The organism is Flavobacterium zhairuonense (assembly GCF_004352915.1).
GTDB classification, from domain to species: domain Bacteria; phylum Bacteroidota; class Bacteroidia; order Flavobacteriales; family Flavobacteriaceae; genus Flavobacterium; species Flavobacterium zhairuonense.
Window position 1 is genome coordinate 126,534 of sequence record NZ_SJSY01000072.1, and the last position, 16,132, is coordinate 142,665.

Sequence of the window (16,132 nt, forward strand, 5' to 3'; positions counted from 1 at the left end):
CAATCTATTGGATTTAACAATTTACGAACCCAAAATGTATTCTAAATTTCCTTCAATTTCATCATTGATGTAGCTTTCCTCTAAGAGAGAATCCGATAACAGTTTTTTGTTTTCCTGAAGTTTGATGATTTTTTCCTCAACTGTATTTTTCGAAATAAAACGAATCACGTTTACTTTATTCATTTGTCCAATTCTGTGTGCTCGCCCAATACCTTGTTTTTCAGCAAAAGGATTCCACCAAGGATCTAAAAACAAAACATAAGAAGCTTTGGTGATATTTAATCCAACGCCTCCTGCTTTAAGCGAAATAAAAAACAATAGTGGATTTTCTTTTTCCTGAAAACGTTTTACTTCTTGTTCTCGTTTGCTGGCTGGAGTTTCTCCAGTAATTTCACAGAATTCAATTTTGTTTTCTTTACACCAATCAGTATAGAAATTCAAATTCGTAACAAATGAACTAAAAATGATTACTTTTTGTTTTGCTTTGACTAAATTTTCAAGATAATTGGTAACAGCAATAAATTTCCCAGAATCAATTTCCGATTCCTGATCAACCATTTTTGGATGATTGCTCAGTTGACGTAATTTCATTAAGGTGTTGATTATGCTGATTTTGTCAGGAGATCCGTCCGTTTTAAGCAAGAAATTACGAGCTTTAGATTTTTCTTTTTCGTATAATTTTTCCTGTTCAGGATCCATATCGCAATAGTAAATTTGCTCAGTCAATTCTGGTAAATCTTTTAAAACCTGTTCTTTGGTTCTTCGTAAAATATAAGGAGCGATAAGGTTTTTTAATTCACTTAAAACTTCTTCATTTTGTTTTTTCTCAATCGGATTTTTGAAGTTTTCCATAAAGAAGGCATAGCTTCCCAAAATATCCGGATTGATAAACTGCATTTGCGACCATAAATCGTCAAGCGAATTCTCAATCGGTGTACCACTCAAGGCAATTTTATGTCCCGTGCTGATTTTATTTATGGCTTTAAAAATCTTAGAGTTTTTGTTTTTGATATATTGACTTTCGTCCAAAATCAAATAACGGAAATCGTATTTTTCTAAAATAGAAATATCTCGGTGAATGATGCTGTAACTTGTAAAAATCAAATCAGTCGAATTGATTCTACTTGCTAAAATTTTACGGTCATTGCCGATATATTGCATTTTCGAAAAGTGCGGCGTGAATTTTCCGGCTTCATTAAACCAGTTAAAAACCAATGAAGAAGGCAAAACAATCAAAGCTTTTAAAGGCTCTCTTTCGACAGTTGTTTCGTTTGAGAATAAGTCAAAATTGGTTGTTTTGGTTGTAAAACCTAATTGTTCTTGTACAGAAACCAAAACAGACAACGTCTGTAAAGTTTTCCCAAGTCCCATATCATCGGCCAGACATGCACCCATATTAGAATTAAAATGCCCCAAAAGCCATTTTACACCATCAATTTGATAAGGTCTTAAAGTAGCTTTTATTAAATCTGAAGCCGTAAATTCAGCTTGGTGAATTTCTTCTAAATCATTGTCAATTTCTGAAATTCCATCTAAAGCCGTGAAATTGCTTTTACGTAAAAGTATTGCGCCGTTTTCTGTTTTGGCTAATTTTGCCAAAGAACCATATTTGCTGAACCATTCTAACGGAATCAAAAAATAGTTTCCGTCAGGCAATTGGAAAAGTCTTTCTTTGCTTTTTATATTCGGAATGATTTCACTGAAATTGATTTTGTAATTGCCAATTGTAATCATGATTTTAATGTCAAACCAATCGGCTTTTGTTTCTTTTGCAATTGAAATCGTATTGCTTTCTGTAATGATTTCTTTGCTTTCTAGTTTTAGATTTTGAATTGTAAAACCTAAATTTTCTAGTTTTTCTTTATTTTCAATGATCAATTGGATATTGATATAAGGATCCGAAGTTTCGGCTTCAGAATTTAATCCAAATAATTCGTTTTTAATTTTTTCTAAACCAATTTCGAGTAGTTTTTCGGCATATAAATTTTCATCCGCACTTCGTTTAAACTGAATTATTCGAGGCTCATTAGCTACACTGAAATCAACATATGAATGTGTTTTTTTGGTTTTGCTCCCATCAAATGTGTACCCATTGTAGTCAAAATACAAATTGAGATAATAGCAGTTTTTAAAGAAATCAAAAACGGGTTGAATCGTGCAGGATATAATTTGGTCACGAAGTTCAATTTCAAAACCATTGGCTTCGATATCAATTTTTTTGGCTATTTCGGGAATGAAATTCTTAAAATAATCATCAACTAATTTTGATGGAATTTCGATTGATTTTTTCTTTAAAAAAGGGGTCAGTTTTTTGCCATTCAATTCTTTTAGTTGTCCTAGTTTTTTATTGACAATTAGCCAGCCTGGCTCATCAGAAAGAATATCTACTTTATTGTCCATCGGCAAAAATGTAGTTTCATTTTCTTTTAAAGAAAGTGTATAAGTGATGCCTTCTGAATGTTTGTCGAATTGAATTTGAGGCTCAAAATCCAGCGGATCAATGTTGACTCTGGAACGGTAGAAATCTTTCTCCGGTCCTAAGTCAATAGATAGGGGATATTGTTCCTGTACAATTAAGCTGTAAAACGGACTTAAATTAATTTTTAAGTGCTGGCGAATAGCAAAATCAATTTTGGAGTCTTTCTGCAAATCGGCAATTGTTTTAGCTGATTTTACTTTTGCACTGAATTTTTTAAATACAAATTCAGGTTTTAAAGATTCGCAGATGTTGAGGATTCTTTTGGAATTGGAATCTAAATTTTCGAAATCAATTCCGAAACTTTCAATTATTGTTTTTGTTGCTTTTTTGTCTAGATATTTGATTTCGCTAGTATTTTCAACGATATATGCTGTTGGGATATAGGCATTCAGATTTTTTTCAAAACTGATGTCAAAACAGAACTGAAATGGTTTTGTAGGTTCCAAAATTTGTGGTTTAGTTGGCTTATAGTTTGGTTAGTTCTAAAATTTAAAAAGTTTTCAAAATAGGGCTATTCTGAAAACTTTCTAAATGAACTTATATCACTTATATGGTGAAAAAAATTAGTTTTCCTGTTTAAAGCAAAGCGGAATAATTTCGCCTTTTGCCAAACAGTATTTTTCAACTAATTCTGGTGCAATTTTGTTAGTGTAATCTTCTTCAATTACAATAAAACCAATACTTCTTAATTTATCGAAATAATCGCGTCCGTAAACACGAACGTGGTCGTATTGTCCGAAGATTTTAGCACGTTCTTTTTGGTCTGTAATCGAGTCATCTGCAAAAGTAACTTCGCGAGATAAATCCTGTGGAATCTGCAAAATCGCCATCCCGCCTGGTTTTAAAACACGGTATAATTCCAGCATCGCTTTAGTGTCGTCCGGAATGTGCTCTAAAACGTGATTGCACAAAATAACGTCATATTCGTTGTCTTTGAAAGGGAGATTACAGATGTCAGCTTTTACATCTGCCAAAGGCGAAAGCAAATCGGTTGTCGTGTAATCTAAGTTTTTTTGCTTGCGGAATCTTTTGTAAAAAGCTTGTTCCGGAGCAAAATGCAATACTTTTTTTGGTGCTGTAAAAAAATCAGTCTGATCGTTTAAATACAGCCAAAGTAAGCGGTGTCTTTCTAAAGAAAGCGTGCTTGGTGAAAGCACATTATTACGTTGTTTTCCGTATCCATAAGGCAGAAAAGATCTAAAACTTTTTCCGTCGATAGGATCAGTATATTTACTTCCTCTTAAAGATAAAGCTAAAATTGGTCGCGCTACATAACTCAAGCGAATTAATAATGGGCGCGGGATTGTATTAAGGACTAATTTAAATAGTTTTTTCACAGTTAAATAAATTTGAACACGAATTTCGCAAATTGACACGGATTAACGTTGTGCTGAAATTTCACGAACTTTTGATTTGGGTTAAAGTATTATTCTTTTGTATTTAAGGCTGTCTTCTCCAAAATTGACTAATAAACCAAGTTTGTTTTTTGACGCAGCTAAATAATTTAATGTCTGCTTAATTTCACTTGTTGTTAATGTTGCAATTGCTTTGAGTTCTAAAATGATTTCATCGAAAACAACAAAATCTGCAAAATAATAACTCGGTAATATAATCTCTTTGTAAACGATATTATATTTTAATTCTCGATTATACGGAATGTCATTTCTTTGAAATTCATATTCTAAAGCATCTCCATAAACCTTTTCGCTATGTCCTTTTCCTAATATTTTATGGACCTCCATACAAATCCCAATAATTTTATAGGATTCTTCTCTTAAATACAATTCACTCATTATTTTTATTTCGTTTTAGTGCAATTTTTATCAGAACACTAATCCGTGATAATTCGTGAAATTAGTGTTATAAAATAAGTGGTATTTGTCTGAATTCATCTTCTTCGTTGCTTTCGATTCCTAAAGCTTTGTAGATGTATTGAAAAGTCGATAATAATTCTGGTTTTCCATCAACTAAGGCAACGTCATGTTCAAAATGTGCACTAGGTTTTCCGTCAGCCGTTGTAATTGTCCAGCCGTCTTTGTGTTGTTTGATGTTTCTTGTTCCCATGTTAATCATTGGCTCGATAGCGACAACCATTCCTTCAACGAAAAGTTTTCCACGTCCTCGTTTTCCGTAGTTTGGCATTTCTGGTTCTTCATGCATTTTTTGTCCAACACCATGCCCAACTAATTCACGAACTACTCCGTAACCGTGAGCTTCAGTATATTTTTGGATCGCATTTCCAACATCTTCAACGCGATTTCCAGCTTTAAATTCTCTGATTCCAACGTAAAGAGATTCTTTTGTTACCTGAAGCAGTTTTTTTACTTCGGGAGCAACCTCTCCAATTTCGAAACTGTACGCGTGATCGCCGTGGAAACCATTTTTAAAAGCGCCACAGTCAACCGAAATTACGTCACCACTTTTAAGAGGAACATTATTAGGAATACCGTGAACAACCTGAGAATTTGGACTCATGCAAAGTGAATTCGGGAAATCGTACAATCCAAGGAAACTTGGAACTGCGCCGTGATCACGAATAAATTCTTCTGCTAATTTGTCAAGATATAATGTAGTAACTCCTTCTTTAATTTCAGAAGCAATCATTCCTAATGTTTTAGATACGATTAAAGCGCTTTCACGCATTAATTCAATTTCCTCTCTAGTTTTTTGGATAATCATATTTTTTCCATTTTTCAGTTCGCAAAAGTACAATTTTTATCTCATTTTTTGAGTAATTTTTTTCGCCACGAATTCGCGAATTTATGTAAATCTAAATTGGTGAAATTCAATTTTGCCAAATTTAGATTTTAGAGATAAAAAGAAAGTTCCTGAATTCGTGACTAATAATGCAAGCGCTTTTAAGAAAAAAGCCATAAATTAGTAGTAGAAACACATATAATCATGGAAACTATTACAGATAAAGATATAGCCAAAGTAAAAGCGCTGAAGAAAATGAAGAGAAATGCTTTGGGACTTTTGGGGATTGCAGTGTTGTTGTTTTTAGTTGCGATTTATTTTAAAATTCCAATGTTGCAGGCTTTTAGCGAAGCCGCGATGGTAGGAGGAATTGCCGATTGGTTTGCGGTTGTGGCTTTGTTTCGTCACCCAATGGGAATTCCGATTTGGCATACAGCAATTATTCCCACCAAGAAAAATGAAATAGGAGAGAATCTTGGGAATTTTGTTTCTGAGGAATTTCTTGATCGTGAAAAATTAGAAATTAAATTAGATGAATTCAATTTTGCAACCAAAGCTTCAGAATGGCTTTCGCACGAGGAAAATGCCAATAATATTGCCAATGCAGTTGCAGTGAGTGTTATCCCGGGAATTCTAAGAACTATTAAAGATGAAGATGTAAAGCAATTTATTCAAGTTCAGTTTAAAGAAAAAATAGAAGGAATAAATTTTGGAGAATGGGTGGCATTGGCATTAGAGCCTTTTCAAAAAGGAAATTTAAAAAATCAAATGCTTACGAATCTTCTTGAAGTGATGAGCAGCGAATTGACTAACAATAAGGATTTAATTCGACAGAAGGTAAAAGCTTCAACTCCGTTTTTAAGTTTCGGATTAGCGGATAAAAGCATCACTGAAGGTGTTTTTAATGGTCTGCAAGATTTTTTAAATGAAGCAAAAAAGCCAGAAAGTGCAGTGCGTTTAAAAATTGACGAGTATATTTTTAACTTTTTGGAAAAAGTCAAAAATTCTGAAGAAATGCGAGTTAAAATCAATGATATGATTTTGGGTTTTGTTGGAAAAAAAGAAGTTCAGGATTACATCAACGGAATTTGGGATGAAATCAAACTTTCTATTACAAACGATTTAAGTCGAGGCGACGATTCGTCAATAAAAAATAACATCGCAGATTTGATTCAAACTTTTGGAAACGGAATTAAGGAAGATGCTGTAATGATCGATAAAATAAACGGATTTATCAAGAATGATTTATTGTCAATGCTTTTGAACAATAAAAAAGTAATTGGAGATTTGATTTCATCAACCGTAAAAAGTTGGGATGGAAAAGAAGTTTCAGAAAAACTGGAATTAGAAATCGGAAAAGACCTTCAATATATTAGAATCAACGGAACTTTGGTTGGTGGATTTATTGGTCTTGTTATTTATGGGGTGGAGCAGATTTATCATTATTTTATAATGTGATATACGCAATTTTTGTCATTTCGACTGAAAGGAGAAATCACACTAGAAATTCCATAAAGTATGTCGTCAATCTTTGTCGAGTTCCGTGTGTGATTTCTCCTTTCAGTCGAAATGACAAAAAACAAAAAGAGGCTAATTTTTTAATTAGCCTCTTTTTTATAATGAAAAATGATTTCTATAATAATGAATGACAAGTCATTGCATTTGGCTGAGCCACTCCCATCAATTCTAAAATTGTTGGAGCGATGTCACCTAAAACACCATTTTGGATATTTTTCAATTCTTTGTCCACTAAAATAATCGGCACTGGGTTTGTTGTGTGAGCCGTATTTGGAGTTCCATCAGGATTAATCATGGTTTCGCAATTTCCGTGATCCGCAATGACGATTGTAGTGTAATCATTTGCAAGAGCGGCGTCGATAACTTTTTTCGCGCAAGCGTCAACAGCTTCACAAGCTTTAATAGCTGCTTCCATAATTCCCGTATGACCCACCATGTCTCCGTTTGCAAAGTTTAAACAAACGAAATCAACTTCACCTTTGTTCAATTCAGGAACAAGCGCATCTGCCAATTCGTAGGCGCTCATTTCTGGCTGTAAATCGTAAGTCGCAACTTTTGGAGAGTTTCTTAAAATTCTAGATTCACCTTCAAAAGGAGTTTCTCTACCTCCAGAGAAGAAGAAAGTTACGTGAGGATATTTCTCAGTTTCAGCAATTCTGATTTGTTTTTTGCCAGCTTTTTCTAAAACCTCGCCAAGCGTTTCTGTAATATTATCTTTATTGTAAACCACTTTTACGTTTTGATAGGTTTCATCGTAGTTTGTCAATGTTACATAATAAAGGTTTAGTTTGTGCATGTTTTGCTCGTGGAAATCTTGTTGCGAAAGTGCTTCAGTAAGTTCACGGCCTCTATCTGTTCTAAAGTTAAAGAAGATTACAACATCATCTTCAACAATTGTAGCAAGAGGTTTTTCGTTTTCATCAACAATAACTACAGGCTCAATAAATTCATCTGTTACGTCTTTTGCGTAGCTGTCAAGAATACTTGCAACAGCATTTTTAGAAGGTGTTCCAACTCCGTTTACTACAAGATCGTAAGCTAATTTTACACGTTCCCAACGTTTGTCACGGTCCATTGCGTAGTAGCGTCCAACGATAGAAGCAATTTTAACTGGAGTATTTTTAATGTGATCTTCAAGATCTTGAATGTATTTTGCTCCAGATTTAGGGTCAACATCACGTCCATCTGTAAAAGCGTGAACGTAAACTTTGTCTAAACCATATTCTTGAGAAGCATCAATTAATCCACGCAAGTGTGAAGTATGTGAATGCACACCTCCATCAGAAACTAATCCTAAAAAGTGTACTTTTTTATTGTTTTCTTTAGCATATGTAAATGCGTCAACTAAAACTTGCTCTTTTGCAAGAGTTTTGTTCGCTACAGCTAAATTAATTTTGGCTAAATCTTGGTAAACAATTCTTCCAGCTCCAAGGTTCATATGACCTACCTCGCTGTTTCCCATTTGACCTTCTGGTAAACCAACATTCAAACCGTCAGTTCTAAGTTGAGCACTTGGGTAATTTTTGTAAAGACTGTTTATAAAAGGAACATTTGCATTGTCTATTGCAGATACTTTAGGGTCAGGAGATTTTCCCCAACCGTCTAAAATCATAAGGATAACTTTCTTGTTCATTACTTTTTGTTTTCTACAAAGATAAGTCATTTCTAAACTTTGCAAGGGAACAGTGATACATTTATATTTAATAAAATGAAGCGTATCAAAAAATAATAATTTAATTGCAGAAGCCTTTGTTTTTTAAAATTAATTCACGCTAAGCTCTCTTTCTGAACTTATTTTTGACTGCATTGTAGTCAATAAAATATTTTACACTGATTGAAAAAGCATGTTTTAAAGCCTCATTATTCAACAAAGCGGTTACGTTGTCTTTATATTGTTTGTCTATAATACGCTCAAAATTATCAGCATTGTTGCGATATAATACCGAAACTTGACTTCCAGGAGCAAACCACCAAGAATAAGATAAATCGGCATTCCAGGAATAAAAACTTGAATTTTTGTTTTCATCATAATCAGGATAAGGTATTAGCGTGCCATTATCCTGAAGCTGCAAAATATCTTTGTTTTCCGCATAAGACCAATATTGTCTAACGGATAAATTTAGTGTCATTGTGCTGTTTAAAGCATATTTTCCGCCGAGTGTATTTGAGTATGTTACAACATTTCTATTGGCAAAAACAATAGTATTTGGAGTTGCATCATTATCATCTGCATCAACGCTATCAATATAGCCTTTGTTGTTGTTTTTTCTGAAAAAACTAAAATAATAGGTCAGCAATAATTTGTCGTTAAAACGATATCTTGGTCCAATGTCAATTCCATATGAAGTTCGGCCAGGCTCATCTAGAATCGCAATTGACGGATTTAAGTCGATTGCAAATTTGTGGTTGTAATTAGTAGAGATGCTTCCCCAGGCTTCAATTTTTCTTGGAATAATTACATATCTATTGTCTGCTCTTGGCTCATAATAATCGTGTGATTCCATCGGATAAACTGTAATTCCGCCACCATAATAGTTGTTTTTTACGGTTGTCAGGTTTACGTTTGCATTAATGCTGTTGTCTTGAATTAGCCCAGATTCTTTATTGAATTCAGCGTACATATTATAGTTGATTCTGAAACTGTTGAAAAGCTTTGTAGGATTTAAAATTCTATAATTTGCATTTCCATAAAAGTTGTAATAATTAGTATAAAAATTGATTCCGAGATCATTCGGGTCATAATCTTTGGTCACAAAATCAGAACCTATACTATAACGGTATTTTCCGCTCGTTTCAGCAAAACCAATAGTGGTAAAAACACCATTTTTGTCTTCTTCCATATTAATATGGCTGTATTTTGCATTTCCATATAAGCTGTAAGTGTTTGCTTTTGTGTTTAAATCCCAAGCCAGACCTGTTACATTGGCGTCTCTGTAATGGCCGTTTCTTGTCACATTGGTATTAATAAAGGTGACCGATGAATTTTTGCGAAAACGCTGATCTAGAACCAAGACATTGTAATTAGTCAATGGTTCAACAATTACACGACGTGTTTCGTTTGAGATCGTGTCTTTGATCGTTGCATATGTTTTCTCGGTAACGGCATTCAAAACCCCAATTCCCAATCCTTTTTTTGTTCTTCCAGAAACTTTTAAAGCATTGATTAAATTGACGTTTTGAACCGTTTCAATAACTTCTTCGTTGTCGTTTAGCTCCGGATCGATTGATGGGCTTCCGCCAATTCTACGCGAATAAAAAATATTACCTTTATTGAACAAGTCGGTTCCTTCTGTGAAAAAAGCACGATTTTCATTAAATTGCTGTTCAAACGGACTAAGATTCAAAATTCGGTCATCGTATTTTGTTTGCCCAAAATCCGGTACTAAAATAGCATCAAGTGTAAAAGCGTCGTTGATTCCGTATTTTATATCCATTCCGCCTTTCATTGTCCCATAGGTTTTTTGGCCGTCAGCTGCATTTAAATAATACGAAGCATAAGGCATAAAAAACAGTCGAGTAGGAGGTTTGATGTTTTCAATTCCAGCTAATTCTCCATTTTGCTGTGTAAATGTCCCAATTTTGGTGTCAATTAAATTCCATGTGTATTTTTTGCGTTCTCGCTTAACTTCCCTAAAAAAATTGATTCCCCAAGTTTGTTTGTTTTCGGCAGAAAAACGCAGAGCGGCATACGGAAGTTTTATTTCTACAATCCAGCCTTTGTCTGTAATTCTGGCTTTGCTTAACCAAACAGCGTCCCACGAATAATCTTCTCCAATAGCATCAGTCATAATACAATCGCCCTGGACATCTGCTGCCGAAACAAAAAATTCAAAGTTTTGCTGGCCGTCATTAAAACCATTTACAAAAACACCAAAAATATCAGCAGTTCCAAAATTGTCGCGTTGTGATATTTCTTTTAAAATCTTGTTTGGCTCGTCGTCATACATCATGGCGCCTATATAAATGGCGTCATTGTTATAAAGAACTTTAATTTCTGTTTTTTTTGCTTCGGTGATTGGTTTGCCATTATCCGGTTCGAACATGATAAAATTAGAGGCAATTGGAGCATTTGCCCAAGCTTCTTCATCTAATTTTCCGTCAATAGAAATTGATTCCGCAGTAGATTGAGCCTGAAGGGTTTTCTTTTGGCTGTAGCTGCAAAAAACGGATAAAAGAAGACTTAAGAAAACTAATTTTTTCATGGAATTTTAAAAGAAAATGGCTTTTCAAAATGATATTACTGCAGTAATAGACTCTGATTTGGTTTGATTGTTACACTTTTGAGCGTCAAAAATAATGTTTAATTGTGTTTTCTTTAAGAAAATGCCTAAAAACGTTTAGATTTTTTACACAAGTAAAAATCTTACAATAAAATCAGTTTTTGATCAAAAATGCAAATTTTTTACTGTTATTCTGTTAAAGTTTAGGCAAAAATGCACTGATTCAGCCTATTGAGTTTCGATCGCTATAATTTTTTTATATTTTTGCCCTACCCAAATTTAAATATTAACCTAAAGAAATTCAATGATTTACAAAATTTATCCCCTGTTTGTGTTTTTCCTGTTGTCTTTTGGTAAAGATTCAAAAAGCACTCCCGAAATTAAAACTGCAACAACAAAAAGCATTGCTAAAGTTGAAAAACTTACGGTAGATGCTAAGGTTGAAAGTGTGTACAGCAATTTAAATGCAAATCATTTTCAGTTGCCAGAACTAAAGACTTTTTCTGAAGCTTTGAAAGGGTTTTACCTTTTAAAAGAAAAAGGAGTAATTCAAAAAGATATTTTGACTTTGATCGATTTTAGTTTGTCATCAAACATGAAACGTCTTTGGGTAATTGACCTATCAACTAATACAATTTTATTTCAGTCATTAGTAGCGCACGGAAGAAATACGGGTGAAGAATTTGCTACTTCATTTTCAAACAATAATTCTTCTTATAAAAGCAGTTTGGGCTTTTATGCTACAGGCGAAATTTATCAAGGAAAACACGGAGCATCTTTACGTCTTGATGGCCTAGAAAAAGGGTTCAACAGCAATGCTCGTGAAAGAGGTGTTGTGATGCATGGTGCTGATTATGTGTCAGAATCATTTATAAGAGATCATAAAAGATTAGGCAGAAGCCAAGGTTGTCCTGCAATTCCTTTTGAATTGACAGACGAAATAATCGAAGCAATAAAAGGAAAATCGTGTTTGTATATTTATCATCCATCAAGAAGTTTCTCAATGGAAGAAAAGCTAATTTCTTAATTTAGCATACAAATCCAAATCTAGATTATAAATATCAGCTCTAAAAATGAGCTGATTTTTTTTGCTCCATGCTGTCCAATACCATTGATATAATGCATATTTTTTGGTGATTTTGATGCTTGTTGTTTTTTTGGAAGCAATTATGGTGTCAATTTTCGTTTTCGAAAAACGTATTGAATCGGCTAAAATATGTTCTGCCAATTCCAAAGGGTTTTCTATACGAACACATCCAGAACTTAAAGAACGGTTGTTTCGTCCAAAATAGTTGCGATGATTTGTGTCATGCAAATAAACACTATGATGATTAGGGAACAAAATTTTTACCAAACCTAATGAGTTGTTATAACCAGGACTTTGAATATATCTGTATTTGTGAGGTTTGTTTTCATTCCATGCATTTGGGGCAACTACATTTCCTGCAGTATCATATATAGTTATGTTTTTGTTGGCCAAATAATTTCGATTACGTTTCATAGCGGGCACAACATCTTCTTTTAAAATAGTTGGCGGAACAGTCCAAGTCGGGTTAAAGACCACCGTTCTTAACGTCGAAGTGATTATTGGAGTTTTTCTTTTGCTTGTGCCTACGACAATATTTCTGACTAAAGTTGTGTCTTGGTTTTCAACAACATTCAGGCTGTAATCTGGTATGTTGATAATGAAATAGTTTTCGGCAAAATCACTGGTAAACCATCTCCAGCGTTCTAAATTGGCAATGATTTGCTGTTTTCTTTTTTCTTTGGAATAATTTAAAGCGCTGATTGTTCCTTGGCCAATTACCCCATCAGCAGCTAGGCCATGTCGTTCCTGAAATCTTTTTATTGATTCAAATGTTTTGTTATCATAAGTTTTGGTAAAACTGCTGTCTTTTCCCGTCATGTCTCCCCAAAACAATAGCCTTTTTTTGATGTTGATTAGTGCAACATTGCTTTCGTTTAAACTTATTTTTTTTGTCAAAGAATCTGTAGTTATTTTTTCAATGTTTTCATCTGGAAATGTATTTATGATTTCAAGCGCTTTCAGCAGTTCTTTATAGGTCTCAGATTTTGGCTGAATGTTATCGACAATACTGTCTAATTTGTTTTTATTGAAAGCTTTAATAAGAACATCATTTATATCAAGAACTTTTTCTTCCAAATCCCAATCGGTGTAGATTGTTTTAGGATCTAGTTTTCCTTTGAAGAGATGGTTCAGGTATTTTTCAAAATTATAAGTAAGCAAAATGTCATAAGTTGCTAAGTCAGTATCGTTAAGCGAACCAATTCTTTTTTCGAATTTTTGCAATTGTGAAGCTTTGTAATCTTCTGGTTCTAAGCCAAGTTTGTCTGAATTTTGCAATTGTGACAAAACATAAGTTCTCTTCTTAAGATTCCCCCAAACAGTTTTATTTTCAGATGAAAGATAGAACTGTTTGAGAGTTTCACTTTTATACGCACCTATTATAGCGGTGTCAATTTCAACTTTTCTTTCATTAGTAAGTATGATTGCGGGGGTCTTTTTTTTGACAACAGGAATAATTTTTGGCTCTTCTTTTTTGCAACCAAAAAACATACATATCACTAAAAGAAAGTAAAGTTTTTTCATTTTATAATTTTTTATACATCAAGTAATGTTCGCCAACATCTTTAATGTCAAAAGGCTCTCCTACAGCCTTGTAATTCATTTTTTTGTAAAAGCCAACAGCGGCAGTTCGTGCGTTAAACCAAATTAAATCAACATTGTTTTCATTGCAATAATTTTCACAATGTTTTACAAGAGCTTCTCCAAATCCTTTTTTCTGATGTGTTTCTAAAACGGCCATTCCGCGAATTTGGGCTTGATTTTTTTCGGCAAATATAGAGTTGGTTTGCTGAAATAATGAAATTATTCCTGTTAAATTTTTATTTTCAAATAAACCAAAATGATGTGTTGTGTCTAAATCATCGCCTTCAAATATGCAACTTTCAATAGGTTTTCCTGCTCTTAAAACAGGTTGACGAACAGCATAAGTTTCTTTTGAGGGGATTTCTTTAATAATAGTCATGATTTTTTTTAATTTTTTTTAATTTATAACTTTTTAATTTTAAATGTGTTATAAATTATTGTTGTTTTTTATTGAATTTTTTTGCCTAAAAGCTTGTTTTGAACTTAACTTTCTTTCTATATTTGCACCACCAATGCGAAAGTAGCTCAGTTGGTAGAGCTCCAGCCTTCCAAGCTGGTTGTCGCGAGTTCGAGCCTCGTCTTTCGCTCTAAAATAAATAATTTTAGATTTTATTTTTTTAGAAATTAAAATTATTTATATTTGCAGCACAAATGCGAAAGTAGCTCAGTTGGTAGAGCTCCAGCCTTCCAAGCTGGTTGTCGCGAGTTCGAGCCTCGTCTTTCGCTCTTCAAAAGCCTCAAACATTGTTTGAGGCTTTTTTGTTTTTCTTTTTTTTAAACCATATAAGTTATATAAGTAAAGTAAGTTTTTGTTTTGAGCCTTTTTTAAATGGACTTATATAATTTATTTGGTGAAAAAATTATTTCAGATTGCTTAAGTCGCTTTCGGGTTCTAGCTCTTCTGGAGTTTGGTTTTGTTTAAAAAGCCTTGCTTGCAAATCTCCTTTCAAAGTAATTTTTTCGCCTTTTACTTCCAGCCAGCTTCCTTCTCTTAAACCTAAAACTGGGATTGAATTGAAAGCGTGAAATTCCTTAATTCTAGTTTCGCGTGTTTCGCCCATATGCTTAGATTGCAAATCTGGATCTAAATAATGCGGATTTAAATTGAATGGAATTAGTCCCAAAGTCTGAAAGCTTGGCGGATAAATGATAGGCATATCGTTTGTAGTTTGCATTGACAAACCGCAAATATTGCTTCCGGCGCTTGTTCCTAAATATGGCGTGCCGTTTTTTACAGTTTCGGCAAGAAGCTGCATAATGTCGTTTTTGTAAAGCTGTGTTACAAGTAAAAATGTGTTTCCGCCACCTGTGAATATACCGCTTGCATTTTTGATTGCATCTTTTGCATCTTCAAATTCATGAATTCCTTTTACTGAAATGTTGATAGTTGCAAAAGCCTGCGAAACTTTTTGCGTGTATTCGTCATGCGAAATGCCGCTCGGGCGCGCATACGGAATAAATAAAATGCTTTTACAATTTTTAAAATGAGATTGTAAAGTAGGTAATAAGTACTCTAAATAACTGCCTTCATGAAGTGTAGAGGTGCTTGCAATAATAATGCTTTTCATAATTTTTTAAAATCAGATTCTGTACGCTAAAGATATTAAAAACTCTCATTTTTGGGAAGATTGCCAAGCTTTAATTAACATATTTTTACCAAGTTCTTAATATTAAATTTTGAACACATTAAGATATTTTTACGGCTTTAAGAATAATTTTAATTTTTTGTCATTTTGATTAATAAAATTGCTTGTTTTTTGTTGGTGTTTTGTGGGCAGAATGCCATTTCGCAAGTTGAGGAACGAACGGTCATTAACGGGAAAATTGTTTCCAGTTGTGCTGATTTGGAGGGGGTTTATGTGGTTAATGCGCAAACTGAGGCAATGACTGTGACAGACAAGTCTGGTGGTTTTTCTATTTTGGCAAATGTTGGAGAAACTCTTGTTTTTTCATCGATACAATTCAAGGAAAAAAGGATTTTATTGACGGCTGATAATTTTTCAGATCTTAATTTTACAGTAAAATTGAGTATGGTCATGCATCAGCTTCAGGAAGTTGTGGTTAGAAATTATAGCGGAATTAATGCAGAATCATTAGGAATCGTTCCATACGGGCAAAAAACATATACCCAGGCAGAAAGAAGACTTCGTACTGCAACAGCCTTAGATGCGCAAGCAAATGGCGGAACAATGGCAGGAGGATCAATTTCTGCAGATCCATTGTTGAATTTTTTCTCAGGTAGAACGGCTATGCTTAAAAAAGAAGCCGAAGTGGAGAAAAAAGAAGTTTTTATGAAACTTTTGGAACGCATGTTTACTCTAGAGCATTTTGTGAATGTTTTGAAGATTCCTAGCGAATATGTGAAAGGTTTTGAGTATTATGCCGTCGAAAATGACAAGTTTACGGTGATTTTGAACTCAAAGAACAAAACTTCGACAGAATTTTTGTTGGCAGAATTGGCAACAAAATATAAAGAAATGATTGCCAGTGAAATCAAATAATACTTTACATATACTATTTTTTTTGTTTCTGATGCAGTTTGGCTTT

Annotated in this window: 12 protein-coding genes and 2 tRNA genes; 5 read left to right on the plus strand and 9 right to left on the minus strand. The window is 33.7% G+C overall.

Going from position 1 to position 16,132, the window contains the following annotated elements; all coding sequences use genetic code 11:
- Positions 1-21: 21 nt before the first annotated feature.
- The 4 genes from EYY60_RS10885 to map all read right to left on the minus strand — a co-directional run bounded on the left by EYY60_RS10885 (position 22) and on the right by map (position 5,158).
- Positions 22-2,925, minus strand: coding sequence for a DEAD/DEAH box helicase (locus EYY60_RS10885; RefSeq protein WP_132989372.1), 2,904 nt, complete (start codon positions 2,923-2,925; stop codon positions 22-24).
- A 117-nt stretch (positions 2,926-3,042) separates the two neighbouring features.
- On the minus strand, positions 3,043-3,816 hold the full coding sequence (locus EYY60_RS10890) for a class I SAM-dependent methyltransferase (protein WP_132989373.1): 774 nt from the start codon (positions 3,814-3,816) through the stop codon (positions 3,043-3,045).
- An 81-nt stretch (positions 3,817-3,897) separates the two neighbouring features.
- Positions 3,898-4,272: a GxxExxY protein gene (locus EYY60_RS10895; protein WP_132989374.1), complete on the minus strand. Its 375-nt coding sequence runs from the start codon at positions 4,270-4,272 to the stop codon at positions 3,898-3,900.
- A 67-nt stretch (positions 4,273-4,339) separates the two neighbouring features.
- The gene (gene map, locus EYY60_RS10900) at positions 4,340-5,158 is read right to left on the minus strand and encodes a type I methionyl aminopeptidase (protein ID WP_132989375.1); all 819 of its coding nucleotides are present in this window, start codon (positions 5,156-5,158) and stop codon (positions 4,340-4,342) included.
- A gap of 222 nt (positions 5,159-5,380) precedes the next feature.
- Between map and EYY60_RS10905 the strand changes: the two genes are divergently transcribed.
- Positions 5,381-6,634 carry a DUF445 domain-containing protein gene (locus EYY60_RS10905; protein WP_132989376.1) on the plus strand — a complete coding sequence of 418 codons (1,254 nt, stop codon included), beginning with the start codon at positions 5,381-5,383 and terminating at the stop codon, positions 6,632-6,634.
- Positions 6,635-6,809: 175 nt separating this feature from the next.
- On the opposite strand, the gene gpmI is transcribed toward EYY60_RS10905, so the two are convergent.
- A complete protein-coding gene (gpmI, locus tag EYY60_RS10910; RefSeq protein WP_132989377.1) occupies positions 6,810-8,327 on the minus strand; it encodes a 2,3-bisphosphoglycerate-independent phosphoglycerate mutase in 1,518 nt (505 codons plus the stop codon).
- A gap of 139 nt (positions 8,328-8,466) precedes the next feature.
- Positions 8,467-10,896 carry a DUF5916 domain-containing protein gene (locus EYY60_RS10915; RefSeq protein ID WP_132989378.1) on the minus strand — a complete coding sequence of 810 codons (2,430 nt, stop codon included), beginning with the start codon at positions 10,894-10,896 and terminating at the stop codon, positions 8,467-8,469.
- Positions 10,897-11,218: 322 nt separating this feature from the next.
- Here EYY60_RS10915 and EYY60_RS10920 point away from each other — a divergent pair, with 322 nt between their 5' ends.
- Positions 11,219-11,941: a murein L,D-transpeptidase catalytic domain family protein gene (locus EYY60_RS10920; protein ID WP_132989379.1), complete on the plus strand. Its 723-nt coding sequence runs from the start codon at positions 11,219-11,221 to the stop codon at positions 11,939-11,941.
- On the opposite strand, the gene EYY60_RS10925 is transcribed toward EYY60_RS10920, so the two are convergent.
- Positions 11,930-13,525 carry a L,D-transpeptidase family protein gene (locus tag EYY60_RS10925; protein WP_132989380.1) on the minus strand — a complete coding sequence of 532 codons (1,596 nt, stop codon included), beginning with the start codon at positions 13,523-13,525 and terminating at the stop codon, positions 11,930-11,932. The genes EYY60_RS10920 and EYY60_RS10925 overlap by 12 nt on opposite strands.
- Before the next feature lies 1 nt (position 13,526).
- Complete coding sequence (locus EYY60_RS10930) at positions 13,527-13,964, minus strand: GNAT family N-acetyltransferase (protein ID WP_132989381.1); 438 nt, start codon at positions 13,962-13,964, stop codon at positions 13,527-13,529.
- Positions 13,965-14,099: 135 nt separating this feature from the next.
- Here EYY60_RS10930 and EYY60_RS10935 point away from each other — a divergent pair.
- Together EYY60_RS10935 and EYY60_RS10940 are read left to right on the plus strand one after the other, a co-directional pair.
- Positions 14,100-14,172: transfer RNA gene (locus tag EYY60_RS10935), tRNA-Gly, on the plus strand.
- 66 nt (positions 14,173-14,238) lie between these two features.
- A tRNA-Gly gene (locus EYY60_RS10940) sits at positions 14,239-14,311 on the plus strand.
- A gap of 134 nt (positions 14,312-14,445) precedes the next feature.
- Here EYY60_RS10940 and pepE read toward each other — a convergent pair.
- Positions 14,446-15,153: a dipeptidase PepE gene (pepE, locus tag EYY60_RS10945; RefSeq protein WP_132989382.1), complete on the minus strand. Its 708-nt coding sequence runs from the start codon at positions 15,151-15,153 to the stop codon at positions 14,446-14,448.
- 165 nt (positions 15,154-15,318) lie between these two features.
- Here pepE and EYY60_RS10950 point away from each other — a divergent pair, with 165 nt between their 5' ends.
- Positions 15,319-16,086, plus strand: a complete 768-nt coding sequence (locus EYY60_RS10950; protein WP_132989383.1) for a carboxypeptidase-like regulatory domain-containing protein — start codon at positions 15,319-15,321, stop codon at positions 16,084-16,086.
- Positions 16,087-16,132 lie beyond the last annotated feature (46 nt).

What these genes read in the sequence shown, in the direction of transcription:
- EYY60_RS10895 (WP_132989374.1), bottom strand. Translation starts at nt 4,272, where the DNA reads ATGAGTGAATTGTATTTAAGAGAAGAATCCTATAAAATTATTGGGATT.
- map (WP_132989375.1), bottom strand. Translation starts at nt 5,158, where the DNA reads ATGATTATCCAAAAAACTAGAGAGGAAATTGAATTAATGCGTGAAAGC.
- EYY60_RS10905 (WP_132989376.1), top strand. Translation starts at nt 5,381, where the DNA reads ATGGAAACTATTACAGATAAAGATATAGCCAAAGTAAAAGCGCTGAAG.
- gpmI (WP_132989377.1), bottom strand. Translation starts at nt 8,327, where the DNA reads ATGAACAAGAAAGTTATCCTTATGATTTTAGACGGTTGGGGAAAATCT.
- EYY60_RS10915 (WP_132989378.1), bottom strand. Translation starts at nt 10,896, where the DNA reads ATGAAAAAATTAGTTTTCTTAAGTCTTCTTTTATCCGTTTTTTGCAGC.
- EYY60_RS10920 (WP_132989379.1), top strand. Translation starts at nt 11,219, where the DNA reads ATGATTTACAAAATTTATCCCCTGTTTGTGTTTTTCCTGTTGTCTTTT.
- EYY60_RS10925 (WP_132989380.1), bottom strand. Translation starts at nt 13,525, where the DNA reads ATGAAAAAACTTTACTTTCTTTTAGTGATATGTATGTTTTTTGGTTGC.
- EYY60_RS10930 (WP_132989381.1), bottom strand. Translation starts at nt 13,964, where the DNA reads ATGACTATTATTAAAGAAATCCCCTCAAAAGAAACTTATGCTGTTCGT.
- pepE (WP_132989382.1), bottom strand. Translation starts at nt 15,153, where the DNA reads ATGAAAAGCATTATTATTGCAAGCACCTCTACACTTCATGAAGGCAGT.